The sequence below is a fragment of the Streptomyces sp. NPDC059989 genome (assembly GCF_042736975.1).
In the GTDB taxonomy this organism is placed as follows: Bacteria; Actinomycetota; Actinomycetes; order Streptomycetales; family Streptomycetaceae; genus Streptomyces.
This window is the reverse complement of sequence record NZ_JBHWUO010000022.1, coordinates 80,039-102,124: the sequence shown is the minus strand read 5'-3', so window position 1 is coordinate 102,124 and position 22,086 is coordinate 80,039. Positions and strand designations below refer to the sequence as shown.

Below are 22,086 nucleotides of genomic sequence, written 5' to 3'. Positions count from 1 at the left end.
GGCACCGTCGTGGGATCACCAGGCGACCGGGAGACGTTCCGGCAGTCGCTTGATGAAGCCTGTACGCCACACCAGGTTCTCCGCCGGCACGGCGAGGCGGAGCCCGGACAGGCGCTCCACCAACACCTCCAGCGCGATCTCGGCGTGGGTCCGGCCCAGGGCGGAGGCCGGGCAGAAGTGCCGGCCGGCGCCGAAGGCGAGATGGGGGTGGGAGCTCTCGCGCTCCAGGTCGAGCTCCTCGGGGCGCTCGAAGGCCTCGGGGTCGAAGTTGGCGCCCTCCAGGAGCACGAGCACGAGCTCGCCCTCCTTGACCAGCACGTCGCCGACCTGGATGTCGGCCAGCGCGATGCGCGGCAGGCCGTCGCCGACGGACAGGTTCCAGCGCAGCAGCTCGTCGACCGCCGCGCCCATGCGCTCGGGGTGCTTGCGCAGGTAGCCGATGAGCTCGGGCTTCTGCAGCAGCGCGAGCACCGCGAGGGTGAGGAAGGCCGACGTGGACACCGCGCCCGCCCCGAAGAGCGAGACGGCGACCGTCGCGAACATGTCGTCGGTCAGGTGCGCCGACTCCGGGTCGGCCTCCTTCAGCTCGGCGAACTTTCCGAGGAGCCCCGTACGCTCCTCGGCGGGCAGCGCGAGCTGGGCGTTGAGCTGCTCGACGAAGTAGCCCACGTCCTTGTACCAGTTGAGGGCCGAGTCGGCGAACGGCTCGCGAGCGGTCATGAACGCGACGTCCAGCCCCGACATCAGCCGGCGCCAGTCCTCGAAGGGGACCCCGAGCACCTGGCAGTGCAGCGCCGCCGAGAAGGGGTCGGCGAACCCCGCCCGGAGGTCGGCCGGGCCGCCCTCGGAGATCAGCTGGTCGATCAGCTCGCCCGCCTTGGCCCGCAGCCAGTCCTGGAGCCCCTTCTGGCGCGGGTTGAGCGCCTTCATCACGGCGTTGCGCAGGCCCGCGCTGTTGATGTTGCCCATGTTGTTGACGACCTCGGGCGGGATCGTCAGCGCGTACTGGCGCGGGACGCCGGCGTTCGCCGTGTCCTTGAGGCTGAACCGCTCGTCCTCCAGCACCTGCTTGGCCAGCGCGTAGCTGCTCACCAGCCAGGCCGGGTCACCGGTGAGGGTGCGGACCTTGGCGACGGGGGCCTTTTCGCGGAGCCACGTGCACTCCTCCGGCAGGACGTCACCGCGCCGCGAGAGCGGGAAGTCGAGGAGCGGCTGCTCCTGTGTCCCCTGGCCCTCAAGCTGCTCGACGCTCATCGACGATCCCTTCGGTCGGTACGTGGTTCACGTTGCTCTGGTTCTCGGTGTTCTCGGCGTGCGCGGGCCGCTCGGCGGCCTCGGGGCGGACGACGGCGTACGCCTGGTTGCGGGTCGCGCGCAGGCCCCCGCCGCGTGCGTAGAGGACATCCGTCAGCGGCATCTTGACGTGGTAGGCCGCCACCGAGGACGGCACGTCGAGAATGCTCGGGGTGTCCACGAAGAACGGCAGCTCGGCCGCCATGTAATCGAAACAGACCTGCAACTGCTCGTCTGTGATCGATTCACCTTCCGGCAACTTGGAGCCGACAAAATGCAGGGCCATCTTCTCGCAGCCCTTGCGGAATTCGTCGTCGGTCTCCAGGAAATGCAGAACGCGCCGGTGCAAGAGCTGGTAAACGGGGTTCTCCTGGAACTCCGAAAGTGCCCTCACTCGGATTTCGGCCTGTGGAGGTCCTGATTCCTCCACGCCCTTGAGTATCCGCCGCCGGACGGCCTTGATTTCCTTCGTGGCGCGCTTCTCCGCGTGTTCCCGGGTGTAGCCGAAAGCGGCGAACATCCGGTCCACGTGGAGGTCTGCGTAGACGAAGTCGACCTGCGCGAAGCGGGTCGTGGCCCACTGGGCGAGACCGGTGATGCGCTCGGAGCTGAAGTAGCTGTTTCCGGGGCTCACTCCGATGAGCACATGGTCGCCGTCTTCCCAGATATGTCGGCAAGTGCGGGTGAAGGGCAGAACTTCGAATGATGCGTCGGCTGTGATCGTCACCTGTGATCGCCCTTGTTGCCGCTTGTCCCTGGGAGCCCTGCGCTCCTGGTGTGGCGGCAATGTCGGTACGTTATGCCGTGGCGCCGGAGCGTGACAAGTGGGGGCCGGATTTGTTGGCTGGAATTATCGCTTCCGCATTACGGAAGGGGCATTTGAATATCTATCTATCGCTCGAACGGGACCCGAGGCCGGGGTGGCCCGGGGAGGCCGCTACCCTGGGCCGGTCAACAAGCACCAAGAAGGGGTGGACCCAGTGGCGGACATCGAGAGCGCACGGGCTACGTTCGACAAGTTCGACGTGAACGGTGACGGCTTCATCACGGCCGACGAGTACAGCGCGGCCATGAAGGCCATGGGTGACGCGTTCGTCACCGGCTCGGTCGCGGACGCGGTGATCGCCGCCAAGGACGCCAACGGCGACAAGCTGCTGAGCTTCGACGAGTTCTGGGCCTCCCTGAACGGCTGACACCTCCACCGCACGCCCCCTCCCCACCCGCCTGCCGGGGCCGGGGCGGGGGCGCGGTCAGGTCATGTCCTCGACCTCGGCGAGGGCCTCCTGGAGCCAGTGCAGCCAGAACGTCTCCAGGGCGATCCCGCCGTGCAGGACGAGCCGCCGCAGCCGGTCCTCGACGGCGTCGCGCTCCGCCGGGAAGTCCTTCTCCTCGATGGCCTCGTACTGCGCCAACTGGCGCTGGTGCAGCTCCAGATGGCGCCGCAGCTCGGGCCCGAGGCCGTGCGGCCCCACGACACCGGCCGCCCGGATCCGCAGCAGCAGCGGGTCGCGCATCGGCTTGGGGTCCTGGCTCTCGCCGACCCACCGGGCCAGCTCCGCGCTGCCGGCGGGCAGGACCTCGTACTCCTTCTTCTGCCCGCGCACGGGTGCGTCGCTGGGCAGCGCGCGGATCAGCCCGGAGTCCTCCAGGCGGCCCAGCTCGCGGTAGATCTGCTGGTGCGTCGCGGACCAGAAGTATCCGATCGACTTGTCGAACCGCCGGGTCAGCTCCAGCCCGGACGAGGGCTTCTCGAGCAGGGCGGTGAGGATGGCGTGGGGCAGGGACATGCGGCCATCCTAGGTTTGCCGGGCCCTGCGGGTGCCGCTGCCGGCTGCCGCTGCGCGGGGCCTTCCCCCACCCCACCCCTTCCCGAAACTGTGGGCTCCGCCCCCAGACCCCCGCGCCTCAAACGCCGGCGGGGCTGGTTCAGCCCGTCCGGCGTTTGAGGACCGGGTCTGGGCGGAGCCCAGGGAACGGTGGAAGGGCGGGTAGGGGAAGGCTCCGCGCAGCGGCAACCGCCCCCGGCCGGCGGCGGGTCAGCGCCAGGTGGTCAGGGATTCCGGGTCGCGGGGGCCCGGGGCCGTCGGGGACAGGAAGCCGTGGGCGCGCAGGAAGGCCGTCACCGCCGGGGACCACGCCTGGCGCAGGCCCGCCTCGGCCAGGAGCGCCGGGTCCGAGAGCAGGGCGGTGACCGGGCCCGTGCGGATGCCGGACGGGGTGAGGACCGCCGCGTCGTCGGCCCAGCGGACCGCCAGGTCCACGTCGTGGGTCGCCATCACCACCGTCGTGCCGGCCGACCGCAGCCCGGCCAGGACGGCCAGCAGCCGCTCCTGCCCGTCCGGGTCCAGCCCGGCCGTCGGCTCGTCCAGGATCAGCACCCGCGGAGCCATCGCCACCGCCCCCGCGATCGCCGCCCGCTTGCGCTGCCCGTAGGAGAGCAGGTGCGTCGGTCGGTTCCGCAGCGCCGTGATGTCCAGCGCGGCCAAGGCCGCGTCCACGCGCTCGCGGACCTCCGCCACCGGCAGGCCCAGGTTCATCGGGCCGAAGGACACGTCCTGTTCCACCGAGGCCGCGAACAGCTGGTCGTCCGGGTCCTGGACCACCAGCTGGACCGCCGTCCGCAGCCGGGTCAGGCCCGCGCGGTCGTAGGACACCGTCGCGCCGTCCAGGTGCAGCGCGCCCGAGCCCGGCCGCAGGCCCCCGCTCAGCAGCCGCATCAGGGTGGTCTTGCCGCTGCCGTTGCGGCCCAGCAGGACCAGTGCCCGGCCCTCGGCGATCCCGAAGTCGACGCCCGACAGCACGGCGGGGCCGTCCTCGTACGCGTAGCCCGCGCCCACCAGTTCCACCAACGGCCTCACAGGTACAGCTCCTTCAGTACGAGGGTCACGGCCGTCAGGGCCGCCGGCAGCGCCGCGGACGCGGCCAGGAACCGCCAGGACAGGGTCGCCTCCGGTACGAGCACTTGCAGCGTGCCGTCATAGCCGCGCCCGGCCAGGCCCGCCTGGAGCCGCGCCGCGCGGTCGAAGGCCCGTACGAACGAGGTCGCGGCGAGCCCGGCCAGCGAACGCCACGCCGCCGCCCGCCCGGTGGTGCCCAGGCGGGCCGCCTGCGCCTGGCGGACGCGGGCGAGGGAGTCGAGCAGCAGGAACCCGATCCGGTACATCACCAGGGCCACGTCGACCACCGGAGCCGGCACCCCCGCCCGGACCAGCCGCGGCAGCACGTCCGAGACCGGGGTGGTGAAGGCGAACAGCAGCACGCCGAGCGAGGCCGCCGAGGTGCGCAGCAGCAGCTCGACGGCGTGCCGGGGGCCGTCGGGGGCCCATGCGATCCACCCCTCGGGGCCGCCCACCGCGAACAGCAGCGGCAGCGCCCCGGTGAAGCAGAAGCCGAGCGGGATCCGGAAGGCCCGCCACAGCTGCCGCCCCGGCACCCCGGCGGGCCCCAGGAGCACGGCGAGGGTGGCGGCGGCGACCAGCGGCCCGCCGGGCCACGGCGGCAGGCACACCGCGGTGACCGTCAGCCCGATCCCCAGCAGGGCCTTCTCCAGCGGGTGGCGGTGGCGCCAGCGGCTGCTGTGTGCCGCCGCGTCGATCGGCAGCACCGCCTACGACTCCGTGGCGGACGGGGTCGCGGCCGCGGCGGCCGCCGCACCCTGGCGGCGGCCCTTGCGGACGCCGAAGTAGTACGCGAGCACGCCCGCGCCCAGAGCCGCCTGGAGGGCGAACAGGGCCGACTCCACCTCCCCGGAGGGGGGTTCGTACAGCGGCGAGAACCACGGCTCGTAGTCCGGCTTCAGCTCGGTGATGGCCGACTCCGCCTGCGCGTCGGCGCCGGTGAACGGCTCCTCCTTGTCGTCGCCCAGCCCCAGTGCGAGCGGGAGCACGGCCAGCGCCGCGACGAGGAGCAGCAGCAGGGTGTTGATCTTCGCGTTCCTGGTCATCAGACCGCCGCCTCCTGCTTCGACTTGCCCGAGGTGAGCTTCGCGACGCCGAGCCGGACCAGGTCCGACTTGCTCGACTGCATCAGCAGCCGCATCACGAGCACGGTCAGCAGGCCCTCGCTCACCGCGAGCGGGATCTGGGTGAGCGCGAAGATCTCACTGAACTTCACGAGCGAGCCCGTGAATCCGGTGGCCGCGTCGGGGAAGGCCAGCGCCAGCTGGACGGAGGTGACGCAGTAGGTGACCAGGTCGGCGAAGAAGGCGCCGCAGAACACGGCCACCATCAGCGGGGCGTTGGACTTCCGCAGCAGCCGGTAGATCCCGTAGCCCGCCCAGGGCCCGGCGATCGCCATCGAGAAGACGTTGGCGCCGAGGGTGGTGAGCCCGCCGTGCGCCAGCAGCAGCGCCTGGAAGAGCAGGGTGATCGTGCCGAGCACCGCCATGATCGGCGGCCGGAAGAGGATCGCCCCCAACCCCGTACCGGTGGGGTGGGAGCAGCTGCCCGTCACGGAGGGGATCTTCAGCGCGGACAGGACGAACGTGAACGCCCCGGACGCTCCGAGCAGCAGGGTGCTCTCCGGGTTGGCCTTCACCTCGCGGGTGAGGGCGCGCACACCGTGTACGACAAAGGGAGCGGACGCGGCGCCCCAGGCGACCGCGTGCAAAGGGGGCAGAAACCCCTCGGCTATATGCATGAGTGGGGAGACCTCTCCAGCACCTCGTGGATGGACAACGCGCCCCGGCCGGTCTCCTGGCTCACGGGTACTGATGCCCGGTCTCCGCCTTCCCGGGGCCGTGCGGTCTCCCGCGCGGGCCCAGTGGCTTCCCGTTGGGGGTCCCTCCCGGACGGAGTCCGGGGGAGATGGAGCCGTACTTCCCGATCACAGTGGCGAGGGCCGCACCGGTTTCCCACCGGTTTCCCGAACACCAAGGCCCGATGACCCTAGTCGGCCGTGCGGATGGGTAACAACTCGGGCGCGAGCCGTAGTCGTCCCGGCGGGTCCCCGGACGGGCGCCGCCCGGTGGCGGCGCGGGCCCGCCCCGCGGAGGCTGAGGGAGTGGCTGCCGACTACTCGTACCCGGACCTGACCGCCGTCTACGTGAACTGCACGCTCAAGCGCTCGCCCGAGACCAGCAACACCGAGGGCCTGATCGACAAGAGCCGCGCGGTCATGCACGCGGCCGGCGTCCGCACCTCGCTCATCCGCGCCGTCGACCACGACATCGCGACGGGCGTCTGGCCGGACATGACCGAGCACGGCTGGGAGAGCGACCAGTGGCCGGTCCTCTACAGCCAGATCATGGACGCCGACATCCTCGTGCTGTGCGGCCCGATCTGGCTCGGCGACAACAGCTCCGTGATGAAGCAGGTCATCGAGCGGCTCTACGCCTGCTCCTCGCTCCTGAACGAGCAGGGCCAGTACGCCTACTACGGGCGCGTCGGCGGCGCGCTGATCACCGGCAACGAGGACGGCGTCAAACACTGCGCCATGAACGTCCTCTACAGCCTCCAGCACCTCGGCTACGCGATCCCGCCCCAGGCCGACGCGGGCTGGATCGGCGAGGCCGGACCCGGGCCCTCCTACCTCGACCCGGGCTCGGGCGGCCCCGAGAACGACTTCACCAACCGGAACACCACCTTCATGTCGTGGAACCTGATGCACCTGGCCGCCCTGCTCAAGCGCGCGGGCGGCATCCCGGCGCACGGGAACCAGCGCTCGCTGTGGGACGCCGGCTGCCGCTTCGACTCCCCCAACCCCGAGCACCGCTAGGCCGTCTCCCCTCAGACCGCCGGAACCTCCGCCAGCGCCGACTCCAGGCGGGCCGGCAGCGGCCGGGCGTTCATCCGGCGGCAGCTCGCCGAGGCCTCCTCCAGCAGCGCCCGGGCTGCCGCCGCGTCCCCCGAGGCGAGCAGGGCGCGGGCGAGCGGCGGAGCCGCCAGGGCCCGTACGAGGCTCTGCCCCGACCGGCGGCCCAACTCGTCCGCCGCCCGCAGGTGCCGCAGCGCCTCGGCCGGCTCCCCGCGGTCCAGGGCGATCCGGCCCAGCCCGATCCGCGCCGCGCTCTGCCCGGCCAGATCGCCGGAGCCGCGCGTGTGGGCCAGGACCTCCCGGAAGCCCGCCGCCGCCTCGGCCGACCGGCCCAGCATCCGCTGCGCGTCCGCGACCCAGCGCAGCATGCACATCCGGGTCCAGGCCGCGCCGCCCAGCTCCGCCACGGCGAGGGCCTCGCGCAGCACCTCCAGGGCGCGGCCGGTCTCGCCGCGCGCCAGCAGCACCTGGCCGATGCCGCGCAGGGCGTGGGCCTGGCCGTGGCGGTCGCCCGCCGCCTCGAAGACGGCCGCGCCGCGCCGGCACCGGCGCAGCGCCTCGGCCGGGCGGCCCTGGATCCGGTCCAGGTAGGAGAGCACCCAGCCCGCGTACGCCACCCCGTGCGCGTCCCCGAGCTCCTCGAACAGCGCCTCACCGGCCGTCAGCACGGACCGGGCGGGCCCCCATTCCTCCCGGCAGGCCCGGTGCCGGCCCAGCCCCACCAGCATGACCGCCTCGCCCCGCCGGTCCCCGGCGGCCCGGGCGGCGGCCAGCCCCAGCTCCTGGACCGCCTGCCACCCGGCCAGGTCGCTGCGCAGGTCGAAGAGGTACTCGCCCGTCGCCGCGAGCTCCCAGCAGGCGTACGGGTCCACCCGCGTGGCCTGCCGGACCGCGCCGGCCAGCGCCGCCCGCTCGGCGCCCAGCCAGCGCACCGGCTCGGCCCGCGGCCCGGCGAGCACCGCCGGGTCCGGCACCCGGGCGGCGGTCCGGCCCGCGATCCCCGGGTAGTCCACGCCCTGGTGGGCCCGTCGGCCCTCGCGCACCAGCGCCACCCAGCAGGACAGCACCCGGCGTTCGACCGCCTGCCCGGGCCCGGCGAGTTCCCGCCCGAAGGCACGGACCAGGTCGTGCATGCGGTAGCGCAGCTGCCCGGCCTCGTCGCGGCCGGCCACCTCCAGCAGGTACCCGGCCACCAGGGCGTCCAGGGCGTCCTCCGCCGGGTCGAGGGGGCGGTCCAGCACGGCCGCCGCCGTCCAGGCGGCGAAGTCCGGGGCGTCCAGCAGGGCCAGGCCGCGCAGCAGGGCCCGCGCGTCGCCCGGCAGTGAGCGGTAGCCGAGCCGCAGCCCGGCCCGCACCCCGTCGAGCACGTCCAGCCGGGACCGCTCGTCCCCCAGGCGGGCCGCCAGCCGGGCCAGTTCCCGGTGGGGCAGCGCGGCCAGCTCGGCGCCGACGATCCGCAGGGCGAGCGGGAGCCGCCCGCACAGCCGCACCAGCTCCCGGGCCGCCTCCGGCTCGGCGGCCACCCGCCCGGCTCCGGCGATCCGGCCGAGCAGCCCGAGCGCACCCGCCTCGTCCAGCAGCGGGAGCTCCAGGGCGACCCGCCGGTCCAGTGCGGGCAGCCGGCGCCGGCTCGTGACGAGGACCCCGCACCCGGAACCGGGCAGCAGGGCCCGGACCTGGGACGCGTCGGCGGCGTTGTCCAGCACCACCAGCACCCGCCGTCCGGCCAGCAGGCTCCGGTACAGCGCCGCGCGCTCCCCGGCGCCGGCGGGCACCGCCGGGCCGTCGACGCCGAGGCCGTGCAGGAACCCGGCCAGGACCTCCGCCGGATCCGCGGCGGCCGTGGGGTCGGCTCCGCGGAGGTCGACGTAGAGCTGCCCGTCCGGGAAGGCTCCGCGCAGGCGGTGCGCGACCCGCAGGGCGAGCGCGGTCTTGCCGATGCCCGCCTGCCCGGTGACCACGCAGACCCCGCCGTCCGCTTCCCGCAGTCCCTCGGCGAGTGCGGCCGCCTCGGCCTCCCGCCCCACGAAAGCCGGGGTGGCGGCGGGCAGTTGGGCGGGCGGGCGGTCGGGTGCCCCGTCGCGCGGGCCGGGCTCGCTGCGCGCGGCACCGTGCTCCGGCCGTAGGCCACCAGGTGGGGCTCCGTCGGCATCGGCCGGACCGGCCCGCCACCGCGCGGCCCCCGCCGAGGCCGGCGGATCCGCGTCCGCAAGCAGCCGTGCGTGCAGCGCGCGCAGCCCGGGGCCCGGGTCCAGCCCGGCCTCCGCGGCCAGTCGCCGGCGCGCCGCGTCGAAGGCGGCCAGCGCCTCGCCGCGCCGCCCCGAGCGGTGCAGGGCCAGCATGTGCAGCTCCACCAGCCGCTCCCGCAAAGGGTGTTCGGCCGTCAGCTCCGCCAGTTCCCCGCACACCGAGGCGTGGCGCCCGAGGGCGAGGTCCGCGGTCAGCGCCCGCTCCACGCAGTCGAGCCGGTCCTGCTCCAGCCGCGCCGCCGCGGACTCGAAGACCCGCCCGCGCAGCCCGCCCAGCGCCACCGGCCCCCGCCACAGCTCCAGGGCCGCCCCCAGGAGCCGGCGCCTCTCGGCCGGGTCGTCCACGGCCTCCGCCGCCCGCCGCAGCAGCGCGAACTCCCGTACGTCCACCAGGGCCCGTCCCGGATCCAGGACGAACCCGGCGTCCGTGCGGGCCACTTGGAGCCCCCGTCGGCGCAGTGCGGCCGCCACGTTCTGGAGCTGCTCCCGCCCCGTGGCCGGCGGGTCGTCCCACACCGCCTGCGCCAGTCCGGCGGCCGGCACCACCCGCCCGGCCTCCAGCGCCAGCGCGGCCAGGACCCGCCGGCCGCGCGGCCCGCCCACTACGTCAACACGCAGGGCACGCTGGAGGAGTCCATGCACCCCAACGCCCACGGGCAGCGGGCCATGGCGGCCTGCCTCGGCCTGGTGGGCGCGGCGGCTCCCGGCCGGTACGCGTGCACGCAGGACTGGTTCGGCGACGGTGACCCGAGCCGGATGCGGATCCGGCCGGCGGGCTGACCGCACGGGGGCCCGGGGCGTGCGACGCCGCGGGCCTCCGGCCCGTCACCTCACCGGTTGACGTGGGAGATGTCCACGACGAACCGTTCCGGCGAGTGCAGGGTGTAGGCGCGGTAGTAGGGGATGGTGTCGAAGGCGGCGCCGAAGGTGACGTACCCCTCGTAGTCGCCGGTCATCGCGATGCCCTTGAGCTTGGGGAGGTTGATCTTCTGCAGCTTGGGGCCGTGGTAGACGTTGTTGCCCGCGTCGTCGTGCGCGGCGGCGGGGTTGAGGCGGATCTCCAGGAAGTACTTCCCGGCCAGCGGCACGGGCTTGCCGGACCCGTCGTAGACCAGTTGCGCGACGGGGGTGACGGTCACCGGGGGGACGTACCCCTGCAGGTCGATGACGATCCGGTCGAAGGTCGGATGCCCGCCCCAGCGGGCGTTGACCACGAGCGGGGTCTGGGAGGCGGCGGCGGAGGAGGCGGCGGTGGCGGCCGAGGCCGGTGCGGCCAAGGAGAGTCCGGCGACGAGCAGGATGCCGGTGGCCAGGGCCGCGAAACGCCGGCGATGCGGATGGATCATGACGTCCCCTCGATTCTCGAGAGACGGGGACAGAAAGGTGTCACCGCGTAGGACGCCGGGGCGCGGGACGCGGTTCCCGCGCATGGGTGTGCCTCGGGAGCCGGGCTCCCGGGGCACATCTCAGCGCGTGGACGGCATCAGCACTCGATGACGTTGACCGCGAGACCGCCGCGGGCGGTCTCCTTGTACTTGACCTTCATGTCGGCGCCGGTCTCCTTCATGGTCTTGATGACCTTGTCGAGGGAGACCTTGTGGCTGCCGTCGCCGCGCATCGCCATCTTGGCGGCGGTGACGGCCTTGACGGCGGCCATGCCGTTGCGCTCGATGCAGGGGATCTGGACCAGGCCGCCGACCGGGTCGCAGGTGAGGCCGAGGTTGTGCTCCATGCCGATCTCGGCGGCGTTCTCGACCTGCTCCGGGGTGCCGCCCAGGACCTCGGCGAGGGCGCCGGCCGCCATCGAGCAGGCCGAGCCGACCTCGCCCTGGCAGCCGACCTCGGCGCCGGAGATCGAGGCGTTCTCCTTGAACAGCATGCCGATCGCGCCCGCGGCGAGCAGGAAGCGGACCACGCCGTCCTCGTCCGCGCCCGGGACGAAGTTCGTGTAGTAGTGCAGCACCGCCGGCAGGACGCCCGCCGCGCCGTTGGTCGGGGCGGTCACGACCCGGCCGCCCGCCGCGTTCTCCTCGTTGACCGCCATCGCGTAGATCGTCGTCCACTCGCTGCGGTGCATCATCGGGTCGCCCTCGGTGCGCAGCTGGCGCGCCGTGGAGGCGGCGCGGCGCTTGACGCGCAGGCCGCCGGGGAGGATGCCCTCGCGGGACATGCCGCGCGAGACGCAGGCCTGCATGACCCGCCAGATCTCCAGGAGGCCCTCGCGGATCTCCTCCTCCGTGCGCCAGGCCTTCTCGTTCTCCAGCATCAGCGAGGAGATCGACAGGCCCGTCTCGTTGGCGAGGCGCAGCATCTCGTCGCCGGAGCGGAAGGGGTACTTCAGCACGGTGTCGTCGAGCTTGATCCGGTCCTCGCCGACCGCGTCCTCGTCCACGACGAACCCGCCGCCGACCGAGTAGTAGGTCTTCTCCAGCAGCGGGGTGCCCGCCTCGTCGTACGCGAAGAGCGTCATGCCGTTCGCGTGGTACGGCAGCGAGCGGCGGCGGTGCAGGATCAGCTGGTTCGGCTCGTCGAAGGCGATCTCGTGGACGTCCCCTATCTCCGCGCCCAGCAGCCGCAGGCGGCCGCTCTTGCGGATGCGCTCCACCTCGTCGTCCGCGGTCTCCACGTTCACCGTGCGGGGGGAGTGGCCCTCCAGACCCAGCATCACCGCCTTGGGGGTGCCGTGGCCGTGGCCGGTCGCGCCGAGGGAGCCGAACAGCTCGGCCCGGACGGATGCCGTCTGGGCGAGCGCGCCGTCCTTCTTCAGCCGCGTCACGAACATGCGCGCCGCGCGCATCGGGCCGACCGTGTGGGAGGAGGACGGGCCGATGCCGATGGAGAAGAGATCGAAGACGGAGATGGCCACTGGCGGACTCCCTTGTCTGCTCGTGGGGTGGGAGGGGGCAGGAGAGGTGGATTGTTCGGATTTTGTCCGACAGACGAGCTTAACGCGGTGAGGTGAACGGCTCGTCTGCCGGAAAGGAGGGGAAGGCGTCAGGCCGGTGTCAGCTCGCGCTCCCGTACGTCGTCCTGTACGGCCTCGGCGTCCAGGACCGGGTCCGGGCCGGGCAGGCCCGCGCAGTGGGCCTTGACGCCCGCGCGCACGGCCCAGAAGTAGGTGACCAGGGCCATGACCGCGACCAGGGCGATGTCGACCCCGCCCGGGATGGCGCCGCGGCCGCCGAAGTCGGTGGAGCCGAGCCAGGACAGCAGGGACAGGGCGCCGAGGAAGAAGACGATCCACCAGGCCGGGGCGAACTGCCGGCTGAGGTTCTTCTCACCCTTGCGGGAGAGCACCAGCGCCGCGATCGGGGCGGCCGGCAGCGTCAGCGCGGTGACGATGCCGGTGTTCGGCCACTTCGACCAGTACAGCGCGCAGGCGGCGAAGACGAAGGTCAGCGGGCAGAGCACGGAGGCGAACGGGAGACGGAAGGGACGGGGGAGGTCCGGCTTTGGTTCTTTCAGTGGCAACCGGACCGCATCCACCTGGGGCTTTGGTCATGAGAAGGGCCCGGCCCCGTGCACAACAGGGCCGGGCCCTTCCGAGCCGTTGCCTAGAGCGACGGGTACAGCGGGAACTTCGCGGCGAGCGCGGAGACGCGCGCCTTGAGGTCCTCGCTGTCGTAGGCCGGCTTCAGCGCGGCCGCGATGATCTCGGCGACCTCGGTGAAGTCCTCGGCGCCGAAACCGCGGGTGGCGAGCGCCGGCGTACCGATGCGCAGACCCGAGGTGACCATCGGCGGGCGGGGGTCGTTCGGGATGGCGTTCCGGTTGACCGTGATGCCGATCTCGTGGAGCCGGTCCTCGGCCTGCTGGCCGTCCAGCTCGGAGTTGCGCAGGTCGACCAGGACCAGGTGGACGTCCGTACCGCCGGAGAGGACGGAGACGCCGACCTCGGTGACGTCCGGCTGCACCAGGCGGTCGGCGATGATCTTCGCGCCCTCCAGGGTGCGCTCCTGGCGCTCCTTGAACTCCTCCGAGGCGGCGACCTTGAAGGACACGGCCTTGGCGGCGATCACGTGCTCCAGCGGGCCGCCCTGCTGACCCGGGAAGACCGCGGAGTTGATCTTCTTGGCCAGCTCCTGCGTCGACAGGATGACACCGCCGCGCGGACCGCCGAGGGTCTTGTGCGTGGTGGTGGTGACGACGTGGGCGTGCGGCACCGGGTTCGGGTGCAGACCCGCGGCGACCAGGCCGGCGAAGTGCGCCATGTCGACCATCAGGTACGCGCCGACCTCGTCCGCGATGCGGCGGAAGGCGGCGAAGTCCAGCTGGCGCGGGTAGGCGGACCAGCCCGCGACGATCAGCTGCGGGCGGGACTCCTTGGCGAGGCGCTCGACCTCGGCCATGTCCACCCGGCCGGTCTCGTCGACGTGGTACGGGACCACGTTGTAGAGCTTGCCGGAGAAGTTGATCTTCATGCCGTGGGTCAGGTGACCGCCGTGGGCCAGGTTCAGGCCCATGATCGTGTCGCCCGGCTTCAGCAGCGCGAACATCGCGGCGGCGTTCGCCTGCGCACCCGAGTGCGGCTGGACGTTCGCGGCCTCGGCGCCGAACAGCGCCTTGATGCGGTCGATCGCGATCTGCTCGACCACGTCGACGTGCTCGCAGCCGCCGTAGTAACGGCGGCCCGGGTAGCCCTCGGCGTACTTGTTGGTCAGGACCGAACCCTGGGCCTCCATGACGGCGACCGGAGCGAAGTTCTCCGACGCGATCATTTCCAGGGTCGACTGCTGGCGCACGAGTTCGGCGTCGACGGCGGCGGCGACGTCCGGGTCGAGCTCGTGGAGAGGGGTGTTCAGCACAGACATCAGGAGTCCCTGGGTCAGTTGTCGGAGTGGGTGAGCGCGGCGTACTCCTCCGCGGAGAGCAGGTCGGCCGGCTCCTCGGCGATGCGCACCTTGAACAGCCAGCCACCCTCGAACGGGGCGGTGTTCACCAGGGCCGGGTCGTCCACGACGTCCTGGTTGAACTCGACGACCTCACCCGTGACGGGGGAGTACAGGTCGCTGACCGACTTGGTCGACTCCAGCTCGCCGCAGGTGTCGCCTGCGGTCACCGTGTCGCCTACCGCGGGGAGCTGGGCGTAGACGACGTCACCGAGCGCGTTGGCCGCGAACTCCGTGATGCCGATCGTCGCGACGCCGCCCTCGGCGTCCGACAGCCACTCGTGCTCCTTGCTGTAACGCAGCTTCTCGGGGTTGCTCATGGCCTGATTCTCCTGGATGCGGGGGAGTGAATACGAACAGCGGTCTTGAGTACTGAGACGGGTCGAGCGTGGCGCGAGGACTACTTCTGCCGCTTGTAGAACGGCAGCGCAACGACCTCGTACGGCTCATGCGTACCGCGAATGTCGACGCCGACGCCGGAGGTGCCGGGCGCGGCGTGCGCCGCGTCGACGTACGCCATCGCGATCGGCTTGCCCAGCGTCGGGGACGGGGCGCCGGAGGTGACCTCGCCGATGACCTGGCCGTCCGCCACGACGGGGAAGCCGGCACGCGGGACGCGGCGGCCCTCGGCGATCAGGCCGACCAGCTTGCGCGGCGGGTTCGTGGCGGCGCGCTCGGCGGCGGCCTCCAGCGCGGCGCGGCCGACGAAGTCGCCGTCCTTCTCGAACTTCACGACGCGGCCCAGGCCGGCGTCGAAGGGGGTGAGGGAGGTGCTGAGCTCGTGCCCGTACAGCGGCATGCCCGCCTCCAGGCGCAGCGTGTCGCGGCAGGACAGGCCGGCCGGGACCAGGCCGACGCCCTCGCCGGCCTTCGTCAGCGCCTGCCACAGCTCCACGGCGTGCTCGGGGGAGACGAACAGCTCGAAGCCGTCCTCGCCGGTGTAGCCGGTACGGGCGATCAGCGCCGGCACGCCCGCGACGGTGCCCGGCAGGCCGGCGTAGTACTTCAGCCCGTCCAGGTCGGCGTCGGTGAGGGAGGCCAGGATGCCGGGGGACTCGGGGCCCTGGACGGCGAGCAGCGCGTAGGCGTCGCGGTCGTCGCGGACCTCGGCGTCGAAGCCGGCGGCGCGCTCGGTGAGGGCGTCCAGCACGATCTGGGCGTTGGAGGCGTTCGCGACGACCATGTACTCGGTCTCGCCCAGGCGGTAGACGATCAGGTCGTCGACGATCCCGCCGTCCTCCTGGCAGATGTGCGTGTAACGGGCCCGGCCGACGCCGACGGTGGAGATGTTGCCGACCAGCGCGTAGTCCAGGGCCTTGACGGCCTCGGGGCCGGTCAGGGTGATCTCGCCCATGTGGGACAGGTCGAAGAGGCCGGCCTTGGTGCGTACGGCGTTGTGCTCGTCGCGCTCGCTGGCGTACCGCAGCGGCATGTCCCAGCCCGCGAAGTCGGTCATGGTCGCACCGAGCGAACGGTGCACCGCATCGAGGGCGGTCAGACGGGGGGCAGTGCTCATGGGTGTGGCTCCCGGGTCCCAGGGCATGACATGACGAGGAGGGTCCTCCCCATCTGTCATCGGAACCTGAGAGGTTCGCCGAGAGTTCCCCCGGTCACCAGGGGTCCTCGGCTTGCACCTTGGGTGGAGCCGGCGCTGACGCACGGCTCGCTTTTCAGATCTGCCTCATCCACGCGGTACGGGGCCTGAGAGATTCAAGGGAGGTTCTTGCTCCTTCGGCGCCCGCGCACGGCCTTGCGGCGTGCCGGGACTCTCCCGCGCGGATTCAAGCGGCCGGTATGCAGTTGGTCCAGATGGCGCACATCATTGCACGCCACCGCGGTGATCGGGGGTGGGGGCCCGAAAGTTCGTGCGGTCCTTGAGCGGTCCGACCGGAACCGGGGCCGCCGGATTACCGTCTCTTTACACTCAGTGGGCAAGGGTCCTGGTGACCCGATTCGGGGGAGGCGAACACTGTGCGGAGATTCGGAGTGGTGGCGGCTGTGGGGACCGTGGACGCGGTACCGGTCCAGCGGGACGCGCGGGCGCGCCGCGGGCCGGCCGGCCAGACCGGTCCCGTCCGCGACCTGCGCGGGCCCGGGGTGCGGGGCCCGCAGCGGCTGGGCTTCGCCGCGGGGGACATCGTCGTGGTGTCCGGCCTGCCGGGCGGCGGCAAGAGCACGCTGATCAAGCGGGCGGCCGCCGAGGACGGGGCCATCGACTCCCAGGACACGCGCGAGCGCTGGGAGCGCCGGATGCCGGGGGCGCTGCCCTACGCCGTCTACCGCCCGCTGGTCCGGGCCGCCCACTACTGGGGGCTGTGGCGCACCCTCCGCTCCGGCGCCTCGGTCGTCGTGCACGACTGCGGTACGCAGACCTGGGTACGCAGCCTGCTGGCGGCGGCCGCGCGCCGCCGGGGCCGGGCGCTGCACCTGCTCCTCCTGGACACCAGCCCCGAGGAGGCCCTGGCCGGCCAGGCGGCGCGGGGGCGCCGCGTCTCGGCGTACGCCTTCGCCCGTCACCGCGGGGCGGTGACCCGCCTCCTGCGCTCCGCGGAAGCCGGCCACCCCCCGCCGGGCTGCGCCTCGGCCACCCTCCTGGACCGCCGCTCCGCCGCCGCGGTGACGCGCATCGCGTTCCACCCGTAGCCGCCGGCGGGGCTGGAGGGGCGAGTGCGGCGCCGCTGCCGGGCTCTGCCCGGACCCGCGCCTCAAACGCCGGCGGGGCTGGATTTTGGCTGAGCTGCCCCGCCAAATGTCGCTGGGTGGGTTGTGAGCCGCACCCAAAGACCTTGGCCGGGCCAAATCCAGCCTCGCCGGCGTTTGAGGCGCGGGGTCTGGGGCGGAGCCCCGGCAGCGGCGCGGCACCGGGCGCGGACCGAACCCCGGCGGAGCCCCGGCAGCGGCGCCGGGGGACGGGCCGATAACCTCGGCCACGACGATCCGCGGAACCAACGGAGGCAACGGCACATGCAAGGCAGCGGCGGCTGGCCGGGGAATGAGCTGGAGCAGGTGCTCGGGGCGGCGCTGGGGCAGCCGGATGCCGGGGGCCGGATCCTGGAGGTGCTCGGGCGGAGCCACGTGTGGGTCCCCCTGCCCGCAGGCGGCGGCCCCGGGCAGGGCGGCGCCGAGGGCCTGACCCTCCCCACCATGGAGATCGGCGGCGCCGCGTACGTCCCCGTGTACAGCTCCGAGGCCCAGTTCCACGCCTGCGTCGGCCCCGGCATGGACTTCACCGTGGCCCCCGCCGTCGAGTTCGCCCGCGGCCTGCCCCCGCAGCTCGGCATCGCGCTCAACCCCGAGGGCGCCGTCGGCGTCCCGCTCCCGCCGCCCGCCGTCGCGGAGCTGTGCCGCACCGGCCGGACCCCCCTCGACGGCCCGGCCACGGGTGGCCGCGTGCGGCTCTACGAGCCCGACTGGCAGGACGACCCGGTGGACTTCCTGGCCGCCGCCGCCGAGGAGTTCCGCTCCACCGGCGTCGTGGTCGCCGCCCACCGCTGCCTCGCCAGCGTCGAGGGCGGGGAGCCGCAGCTGTTCATCGGCGTCCGCCTGCTGGGATGGGAGCCCGAGATGCGAAACGCCCCGATGGACGCCCTCGGCCGGGCCCTGACCCGCGTTCCGCCGCCGTGGCCCGTGCAGTTGATCCTCCTGGACGCCGCCGAGGACCCGGTCACGGACTGGATTCGTGAGCGCGTACGCCCCTTCTACCTCCCGTAGCGCCGCTTAAGCTGTTGGTACGTGTGGACGACGGGCGGACGAAGAGGGGTACCGGGTGAGTGCGTCAGGCACGGCCGCGGCCGGGCAGGTCGAGCACATGCTGCGCCAGGTGACTCCGGGGCGCTATGAGGGCTACGAGTCGCTTCTGCACGCCCTCTCCGAGGGCCGCCTGTGGATGCTCCTCTGGCAGGGGCAGCCGGGTTTGCCGGACGCCCAGTACGGCGGCATGGAGGTCGACGGCCTCGGGTACGCGCCCTGCGTGACCTCCCAGCAGGAACTGGCCGCCAGCGGCTGGAACCGCGGCTACGAGGTCGTCACCGGGCGGGACATCGCCCGCGCGCTCTACCCCGACCGCTGGGGCCTGTGGCTCAACCCGCACGCCCAGGGCGGCGGCCTCGGCGTCCCGTGGGCGGACCTGCGCCGCGTCGCGACCGGCCTGGACCGGATGCCGGCCGGCCCGCTGCGGCTCTCCGAGCCCGCCATCGAGCTCTCGCGGTTCTACGGGCTGCTGACCCAGCACGCCCACCGCACCCCGGCCGTACGGTCGCTGCGCCGCGCCTGGGTGCAGCCCGCGCTCGGGTCCCCGTACCTCGCGGTCGGGATCGACCTGTACGACGCCTCCGCGCCCGCGCTGGAATCCGTACGGGAGATGATGCGGCAGTCGGTCGGCGTGGTCCCCGAGGGCGTCCCGGTGTGCACGGTCGCCCTGGCGGACGAGCACGACCCCGTGGCGATGTGGCTGCGCGCGCAGACCCGCCCCTTCTACGACCGCGAGGGCCAGGCTCCCGCCTACTGACAGCCCTGAGCGGCACTTCACCGGCACTTCCCCAGCACATCCGCATACTGAGACATTCATTTCGAAGGCCGCACCGGACCCATCGGTGCGGCCTTCGGCATATCAGCCGAATCCACCTGAGAACCATGCCTGAAATGGCAGTTGGGCCGGATGTCCGTTCCGCGTCGAAGGGGCCCCGTTTCACCGCTCAACAGAGCACGCGGTTCGGATAACGGAAGGTGTAGGCGCAGATCACGGTTGCGCATCACATCACCGGCAGGTCTGGCGGGCGATTGAGAGGGCGTTGAAGACTCCCCCCACCGAAGGCCGGTCAATCCCGCAATCACCAGCTCTTCACGTGCACTTCAGGCGCATTTCGCGCCAATCGCACCATCAGCGACGCCGAAAGAACCAAAGCCGCCACAGCGGCGGGCATGGGCCGGCCACCGTCGGCCGAGAGGGGTCCCCACCACGATGACGGCACCACTGCACGACACCAGCGCGGCCGAGCCCGCGGCCGTGGCCGCCCCCGAAGTTCCGCAGAAGGCGATCGAGGGGCGCTCGCCGTGGCAGATCGCCTGGCTGCGCCTCAAGCGTGACAAGGTCGCCCTGGCCGGCGGTGTCGTCGTGCTGCTCCTGATCCTCGTCGCGATCTTCGCGCCGCTGATCGTCAAGGCCTTCGGCCACCCGCCGGAGGAGCTGCACGAGGACCTGCTGGACCCGCTGCTCGGCCTGCCGGCCGGCGACTGGGGCGGCATGAGCGGCGACTTCCTGCTGGGCGTCGAGCCGGTCAACGGCCGCGACGTCTTCAGCCGGATCGTCTACGGCGCCCGGATCTCGCTCCTGGTGGCCTTCCTGTCCGCCTTCGTCGCGGTCTCGCTGGGCACCTTCTTCGGCATCATCGCCGGCTACTTCGGAGGATGGATCGACGCGGCCATCAGCCGGGTCATGGACCTGCTGCTGGCCTTCCCGCAGCTGCTGTTCATCATCGCGCTGATCTCCGTCATCCCCAGCAAGCTGTGGGGCTTCGAGGGATCGGGCCTGCGCATCGCCGTACTGGTGCTGGTCATCGGCTTCTTCGGCTGGCCGTACATCGGCCGCATCGTCCGCGGCCAGACCCTGTCACTGCGCGAGCGCGAGTACGTCGAAGCCGCGCGCAGCCTCGGCGCGGGCCGCATGTACATCCTCTTCCGCGAACTGCTCCCGAACCTGGTGGCGCCCATCACCGTCTACTCGACGCTGATGATCCCCACCAACGTGCTGACCGAGGCCGCCCTGAGCTTCCTCGGAGTCGGCGTCAAGCCGCCCACGCCGTCCTGGGGAGAGACCCTCTCCACGGCCGTGCGGACCTACGAGGACGATCCGCTCTTCATGATCTTCCCCGGCGTAGCGATCTTCATCACCGTGCTGGCCTTCAACCTCTTCGGCGACGGCGTCCGTGACGCCCTCGACCCGAAGGGCTCCCGCTAGCCATCGCAGGGCACACCAGGAACCGGCTTCGAGCCGTAAGCACACCGGAACACCGGAACTACAACGGAGGGTTGCGAGCATCGTGACTACCCATCGCACGTCGAAGCGCAGGCTTGCCGCTGGCACGGCCGTCGTGCTCGCGGCCATGCTGACCGCGACCGCCTGTGGCGGCAACGACAAGAAGGACGAGAAGTCGAGCGCCTCGGCGGGCTTCAACGCCGGCATCGGCAAGATCGCCAACGCGTCGGACAAGAAGGGCGGCGAGCTCAAGTTCGTCGGCACCCAGGAAGCCGACTCGTGGGACCCGCAGCGCGGCTACTACGGCTTCATGTGGGACTTCGCCCGCTACTACACGCGTCAGCTGGTCAGCTACAAGGCGGCCCCGGGTGAGCAGAGCACCGACCTGGTGCCCGACCTCGCCACCGCCAAGGCCGAGATCAGCGATGGCGGCAAGACGTACAAGTACACCCTCAAGGACAACGTGACCTGGGAGGACGGCACGCCCGTCACCGCCCAGGACGTGAAGTACGGCATCGAGCGCACCTGGGCCCAGGACGTCATCTCCGGCGGCCCGGTCTACCTGATGCAGGTCCTCGACCCGAAGACCGAGTACCCGGGCCCGTACAAGGACACCGCCCCGGACAAGCTCGGCCTCAAGGCGATCGAGACCCCGGACGCGAAGACCATCATCTTCAAGCTCCCGGCGCCCAACGGCGACTTCGAGCAGATGCTGGCCATGCCGGCGGCGAGCCCGGTCAAGCAGGAGAAGGACACCGCGGCCAAGTACGGCCTGAAGCCCTTCTCCAACGGCCCGTACAAGATCGACTCGTACGAGCCCAACAAGTCCATGAAGCTCTCGCGCAACGAGAACTGGAAGCCCGAGTCGGACACCATCCGCAAGGCGCTCCCGGACTCCGTCTCGGTCACGTTCATGGCGAACGCGGACGACATGGACAAGCGCCTGATGAACGGCGAGTTCGACGTCGACATCAACGCGACCGGCATCGGCCAGGCCGCCCGCGCCACCGCGCTGAAGGACCACAAGGACAACCTGGACAACGGCCAGACCGGCTTCATCCGGTACGCCGTCATGCCGACGACCGTCGCCCCGTTCGACAATGTCGAGTGCCGCAAGGCCGTCATCTACGCGGCCGACCACAAGTCCCTGCAGACCGCCCGCGGCGGCCCGCAGGCCGGTGGCGACATCGCCCCCAACATGCTCCCGGCCGGCATCAAGGGCTCCGACCCCGCGTACGACCCGTACGAGGTCCTGAAGAACGACGGCAAGCCGAACCTCGAGAAGGCCAAGGCCGCCCTGAAGGCCTGTGGCAAGGAGAGCGGCTTCAAGACGACCATCGCGGTCCGCAACAACAAGCCGGTCGAGGTCGCCACGGCCGTCTCGCTGCAGAACTCCCTGAAGCAGGTCGGCATCGAGGTCGACGTCGACCAGTTCGACGGTGCCCAGACCTCCGGCATCATCGGTTCGCCGAAGGTGGTCAAGGAGAAGGGCTACGGCATCATCATCATGGGCTGGGGCGCCGACTTCCCGACCGGTCAGGGCTTCTCCCAGCCGCTGGTCGACGGCCGCTTCATCCTGCAGAGCGGTAACAACAACTTCTCCGAGCTGAACGACCCGGCGATCAACGCCCTGTTCGACCAGGCCATCGCGGAGACCGACCCGGCCAAGGCCGGCGACATCTACAAGCAGATGAACCAGAAGGTCTCCGAGGCCGCTGTCTACCTGCCCTTCGTCTACGACAAGACGATCACCTGGCGCAGCACCCGCCTGACGAACGCCTACACCTCCGACGCCTACAACGGCCGGTACGACTACGCGTCGCTCGGTGTCACCAAGTAGTAGTCCGTCAGACCAGGTTCAGATCCACTTTCCAGTGTTCCAGTGCCACACCCGCTAGGCACGAAGGGCAGGTGATGGCCGCGGTTA

The 22,086-nt window shown here is 71.9% G+C and carries 22 protein-coding genes and 2 riboswitches; of the genes, 8 read left to right on the top strand and 14 right to left on the bottom strand.

The features are described 5' to 3' along the window. Positions 1-15 precede the first annotated feature (15 nt). A complete protein-coding gene (locus ACFWBN_RS21140) occupies positions 16-1,254 on the bottom strand; it encodes a cytochrome P450 (RefSeq protein WP_385178418.1) in 1,239 nt (412 codons plus the stop codon). Next, a complete protein-coding gene (locus ACFWBN_RS21135) occupies positions 1,235-2,020 on the bottom strand; it encodes a tRNA-dependent cyclodipeptide synthase (RefSeq protein WP_385178417.1) in 786 nt (261 codons plus the stop codon). The genes ACFWBN_RS21140 and ACFWBN_RS21135 overlap by 20 nt, the downstream gene beginning before the upstream one ends. A gap of 253 nt (positions 2,021-2,273) precedes the next feature. Between ACFWBN_RS21135 and ACFWBN_RS21130 the strand changes: the two genes are divergently transcribed. Next, the gene (locus ACFWBN_RS21130; protein ID WP_385178416.1) at positions 2,274-2,486 is read left to right on the top strand and encodes an EF-hand domain-containing protein; all 213 of its coding nucleotides are present in this window, start codon (positions 2,274-2,276) and stop codon (positions 2,484-2,486) included. Positions 2,487-2,543: 57 nt separating this feature from the next. On the opposite strand, the gene ACFWBN_RS21125 is transcribed toward ACFWBN_RS21130, so the two are convergent. From ACFWBN_RS21125 to ACFWBN_RS21105, 5 genes are all read right to left on the bottom strand, one after another. After that, a complete protein-coding gene (locus ACFWBN_RS21125) occupies positions 2,544-3,080 on the bottom strand; it encodes a PadR family transcriptional regulator (protein ID WP_385178415.1) in 537 nt (178 codons plus the stop codon). 249 nt (positions 3,081-3,329) lie between these two features. Beyond that, positions 3,330-4,151, bottom strand: a complete 822-nt coding sequence (locus ACFWBN_RS21120) for an ATP-binding cassette domain-containing protein (protein WP_385178414.1) — start codon at positions 4,149-4,151, stop codon at positions 3,330-3,332. After that, positions 4,148-4,897 carry a cobalt ECF transporter T component CbiQ gene (gene cbiQ, locus ACFWBN_RS21115; RefSeq protein WP_385178413.1) on the bottom strand — a complete coding sequence of 250 codons (750 nt, stop codon included), beginning with the start codon at positions 4,895-4,897 and terminating at the stop codon, positions 4,148-4,150. Before cbiQ ends, ACFWBN_RS21120 begins: the two co-directional genes overlap by 4 nt. Before the next feature lie 3 nt (positions 4,898-4,900). Further along, positions 4,901-5,236, bottom strand: a complete 336-nt coding sequence (locus ACFWBN_RS21110) for an energy-coupling factor ABC transporter substrate-binding protein (RefSeq protein ID WP_385178412.1) — start codon at positions 5,234-5,236, stop codon at positions 4,901-4,903. Continuing rightward, positions 5,236-5,931 (bottom strand): energy-coupling factor ABC transporter permease, encoded by a 696-nt coding sequence (locus tag ACFWBN_RS21105; protein ID WP_385178411.1) that lies wholly within the window; start codon positions 5,929-5,931, stop codon positions 5,236-5,238. The genes ACFWBN_RS21110 and ACFWBN_RS21105 overlap by 1 nt, the downstream gene beginning before the upstream one ends. Before the next feature lie 28 nt (positions 5,932-5,959). Beyond that, positions 5,960-6,207, bottom strand: a riboswitch (cobalamin riboswitch). 87 nt (positions 6,208-6,294) lie between these two features. On the opposite strand from ACFWBN_RS21105, the gene ACFWBN_RS21100 reads away from it, so the two are divergent. Then, positions 6,295-7,008: a flavodoxin family protein gene (locus ACFWBN_RS21100; RefSeq protein ID WP_385178410.1), complete on the top strand. Its 714-nt coding sequence runs from the start codon at positions 6,295-6,297 to the stop codon at positions 7,006-7,008. Positions 7,009-7,019: 11 nt separating this feature from the next. On the opposite strand, the gene ACFWBN_RS21095 is transcribed toward ACFWBN_RS21100, so the two are convergent. After that, on the bottom strand, positions 7,020-9,938 hold the full coding sequence (locus tag ACFWBN_RS21095) for a BTAD domain-containing putative transcriptional regulator (RefSeq protein WP_385178409.1): 2,919 nt from the start codon (positions 9,936-9,938) through the stop codon (positions 7,020-7,022). Between ACFWBN_RS21095 and ACFWBN_RS21090 the strand changes: the two genes are divergently transcribed. After that, positions 9,933-10,076 (top strand): hypothetical protein, encoded by a 144-nt coding sequence (locus ACFWBN_RS21090; RefSeq protein ID WP_319722097.1) that lies wholly within the window; start codon positions 9,933-9,935, stop codon positions 10,074-10,076. The genes ACFWBN_RS21095 and ACFWBN_RS21090 overlap by 6 nt on opposite strands. A 50-nt stretch (positions 10,077-10,126) precedes the next feature. Here the strand turns inward: ACFWBN_RS21090 and ACFWBN_RS21085 are convergent, their stop codons facing one another. From ACFWBN_RS21085 to gcvT, 6 genes are all read right to left on the bottom strand, one after another. Next, complete coding sequence (locus ACFWBN_RS21085) at positions 10,127-10,642, bottom strand: hypothetical protein (protein ID WP_385178408.1); 516 nt, start codon at positions 10,640-10,642, stop codon at positions 10,127-10,129. Positions 10,643-10,779: 137 nt separating this feature from the next. Beyond that, on the bottom strand, positions 10,780-12,162 hold the full coding sequence (locus ACFWBN_RS21080; RefSeq protein WP_385178407.1) for an L-serine ammonia-lyase: 1,383 nt from the start codon (positions 12,160-12,162) through the stop codon (positions 10,780-10,782). A 128-nt stretch (positions 12,163-12,290) separates the two neighbouring features. Beyond that, on the bottom strand, positions 12,291-12,707 hold the full coding sequence (locus ACFWBN_RS21075; RefSeq protein WP_385178406.1) for a hypothetical protein: 417 nt from the start codon (positions 12,705-12,707) through the stop codon (positions 12,291-12,293). 143 nt (positions 12,708-12,850) lie between these two features. After that, positions 12,851-14,107: a serine hydroxymethyltransferase gene (gene glyA, locus ACFWBN_RS21070; protein ID WP_385178405.1), complete on the bottom strand. Its 1,257-nt coding sequence runs from the start codon at positions 14,105-14,107 to the stop codon at positions 12,851-12,853. Between the two features lie 14 nt (positions 14,108-14,121). Beyond that, positions 14,122-14,505 carry a glycine cleavage system protein GcvH gene (gene gcvH / locus ACFWBN_RS21065; protein ID WP_385178404.1) on the bottom strand — a complete coding sequence of 128 codons (384 nt, stop codon included), beginning with the start codon at positions 14,503-14,505 and terminating at the stop codon, positions 14,122-14,124. Between the two features lie 80 nt (positions 14,506-14,585). Then, entirely contained in the window at positions 14,586-15,701 is a 1,116-nt protein-coding gene (gene gcvT / locus ACFWBN_RS21060; protein ID WP_385178403.1) for a glycine cleavage system aminomethyltransferase GcvT, read from the bottom strand. Between the two features lie 164 nt (positions 15,702-15,865). Further along, positions 15,866-15,969, bottom strand: a riboswitch (glycine riboswitch). Positions 15,970-16,174: 205 nt separating this feature from the next. Between gcvT and ACFWBN_RS21055 the strand changes: the two genes are divergently transcribed. From ACFWBN_RS21055 to ACFWBN_RS21035, 5 genes are all read left to right on the top strand, one after another. Then, entirely contained in the window at positions 16,175-16,828 is a 654-nt protein-coding gene (locus ACFWBN_RS21055; protein ID WP_385178402.1) for an AAA family ATPase, read from the top strand. A 321-nt stretch (positions 16,829-17,149) separates the two neighbouring features. Next, on the top strand, positions 17,150-17,896 hold the full coding sequence (locus tag ACFWBN_RS21050) for an enhanced serine sensitivity protein SseB (RefSeq protein ID WP_385178401.1): 747 nt from the start codon (positions 17,150-17,152) through the stop codon (positions 17,894-17,896). 55 nt (positions 17,897-17,951) lie between these two features. Then, positions 17,952-18,692 carry an enhanced serine sensitivity protein SseB C-terminal domain-containing protein gene (locus ACFWBN_RS21045; RefSeq protein ID WP_385178400.1) on the top strand — a complete coding sequence of 247 codons (741 nt, stop codon included), beginning with the start codon at positions 17,952-17,954 and terminating at the stop codon, positions 18,690-18,692. A gap of 453 nt (positions 18,693-19,145) precedes the next feature. Then, positions 19,146-20,141 carry an ABC transporter permease gene (locus ACFWBN_RS21040; protein ID WP_385178399.1) on the top strand — a complete coding sequence of 332 codons (996 nt, stop codon included), beginning with the start codon at positions 19,146-19,148 and terminating at the stop codon, positions 20,139-20,141. Positions 20,142-20,223: 82 nt separating this feature from the next. Continuing rightward, positions 20,224-21,999, top strand: a complete 1,776-nt coding sequence (locus ACFWBN_RS21035) for an ABC transporter substrate-binding protein (protein WP_385178398.1) — start codon at positions 20,224-20,226, stop codon at positions 21,997-21,999. Positions 22,000-22,086 lie beyond the last annotated feature (87 nt).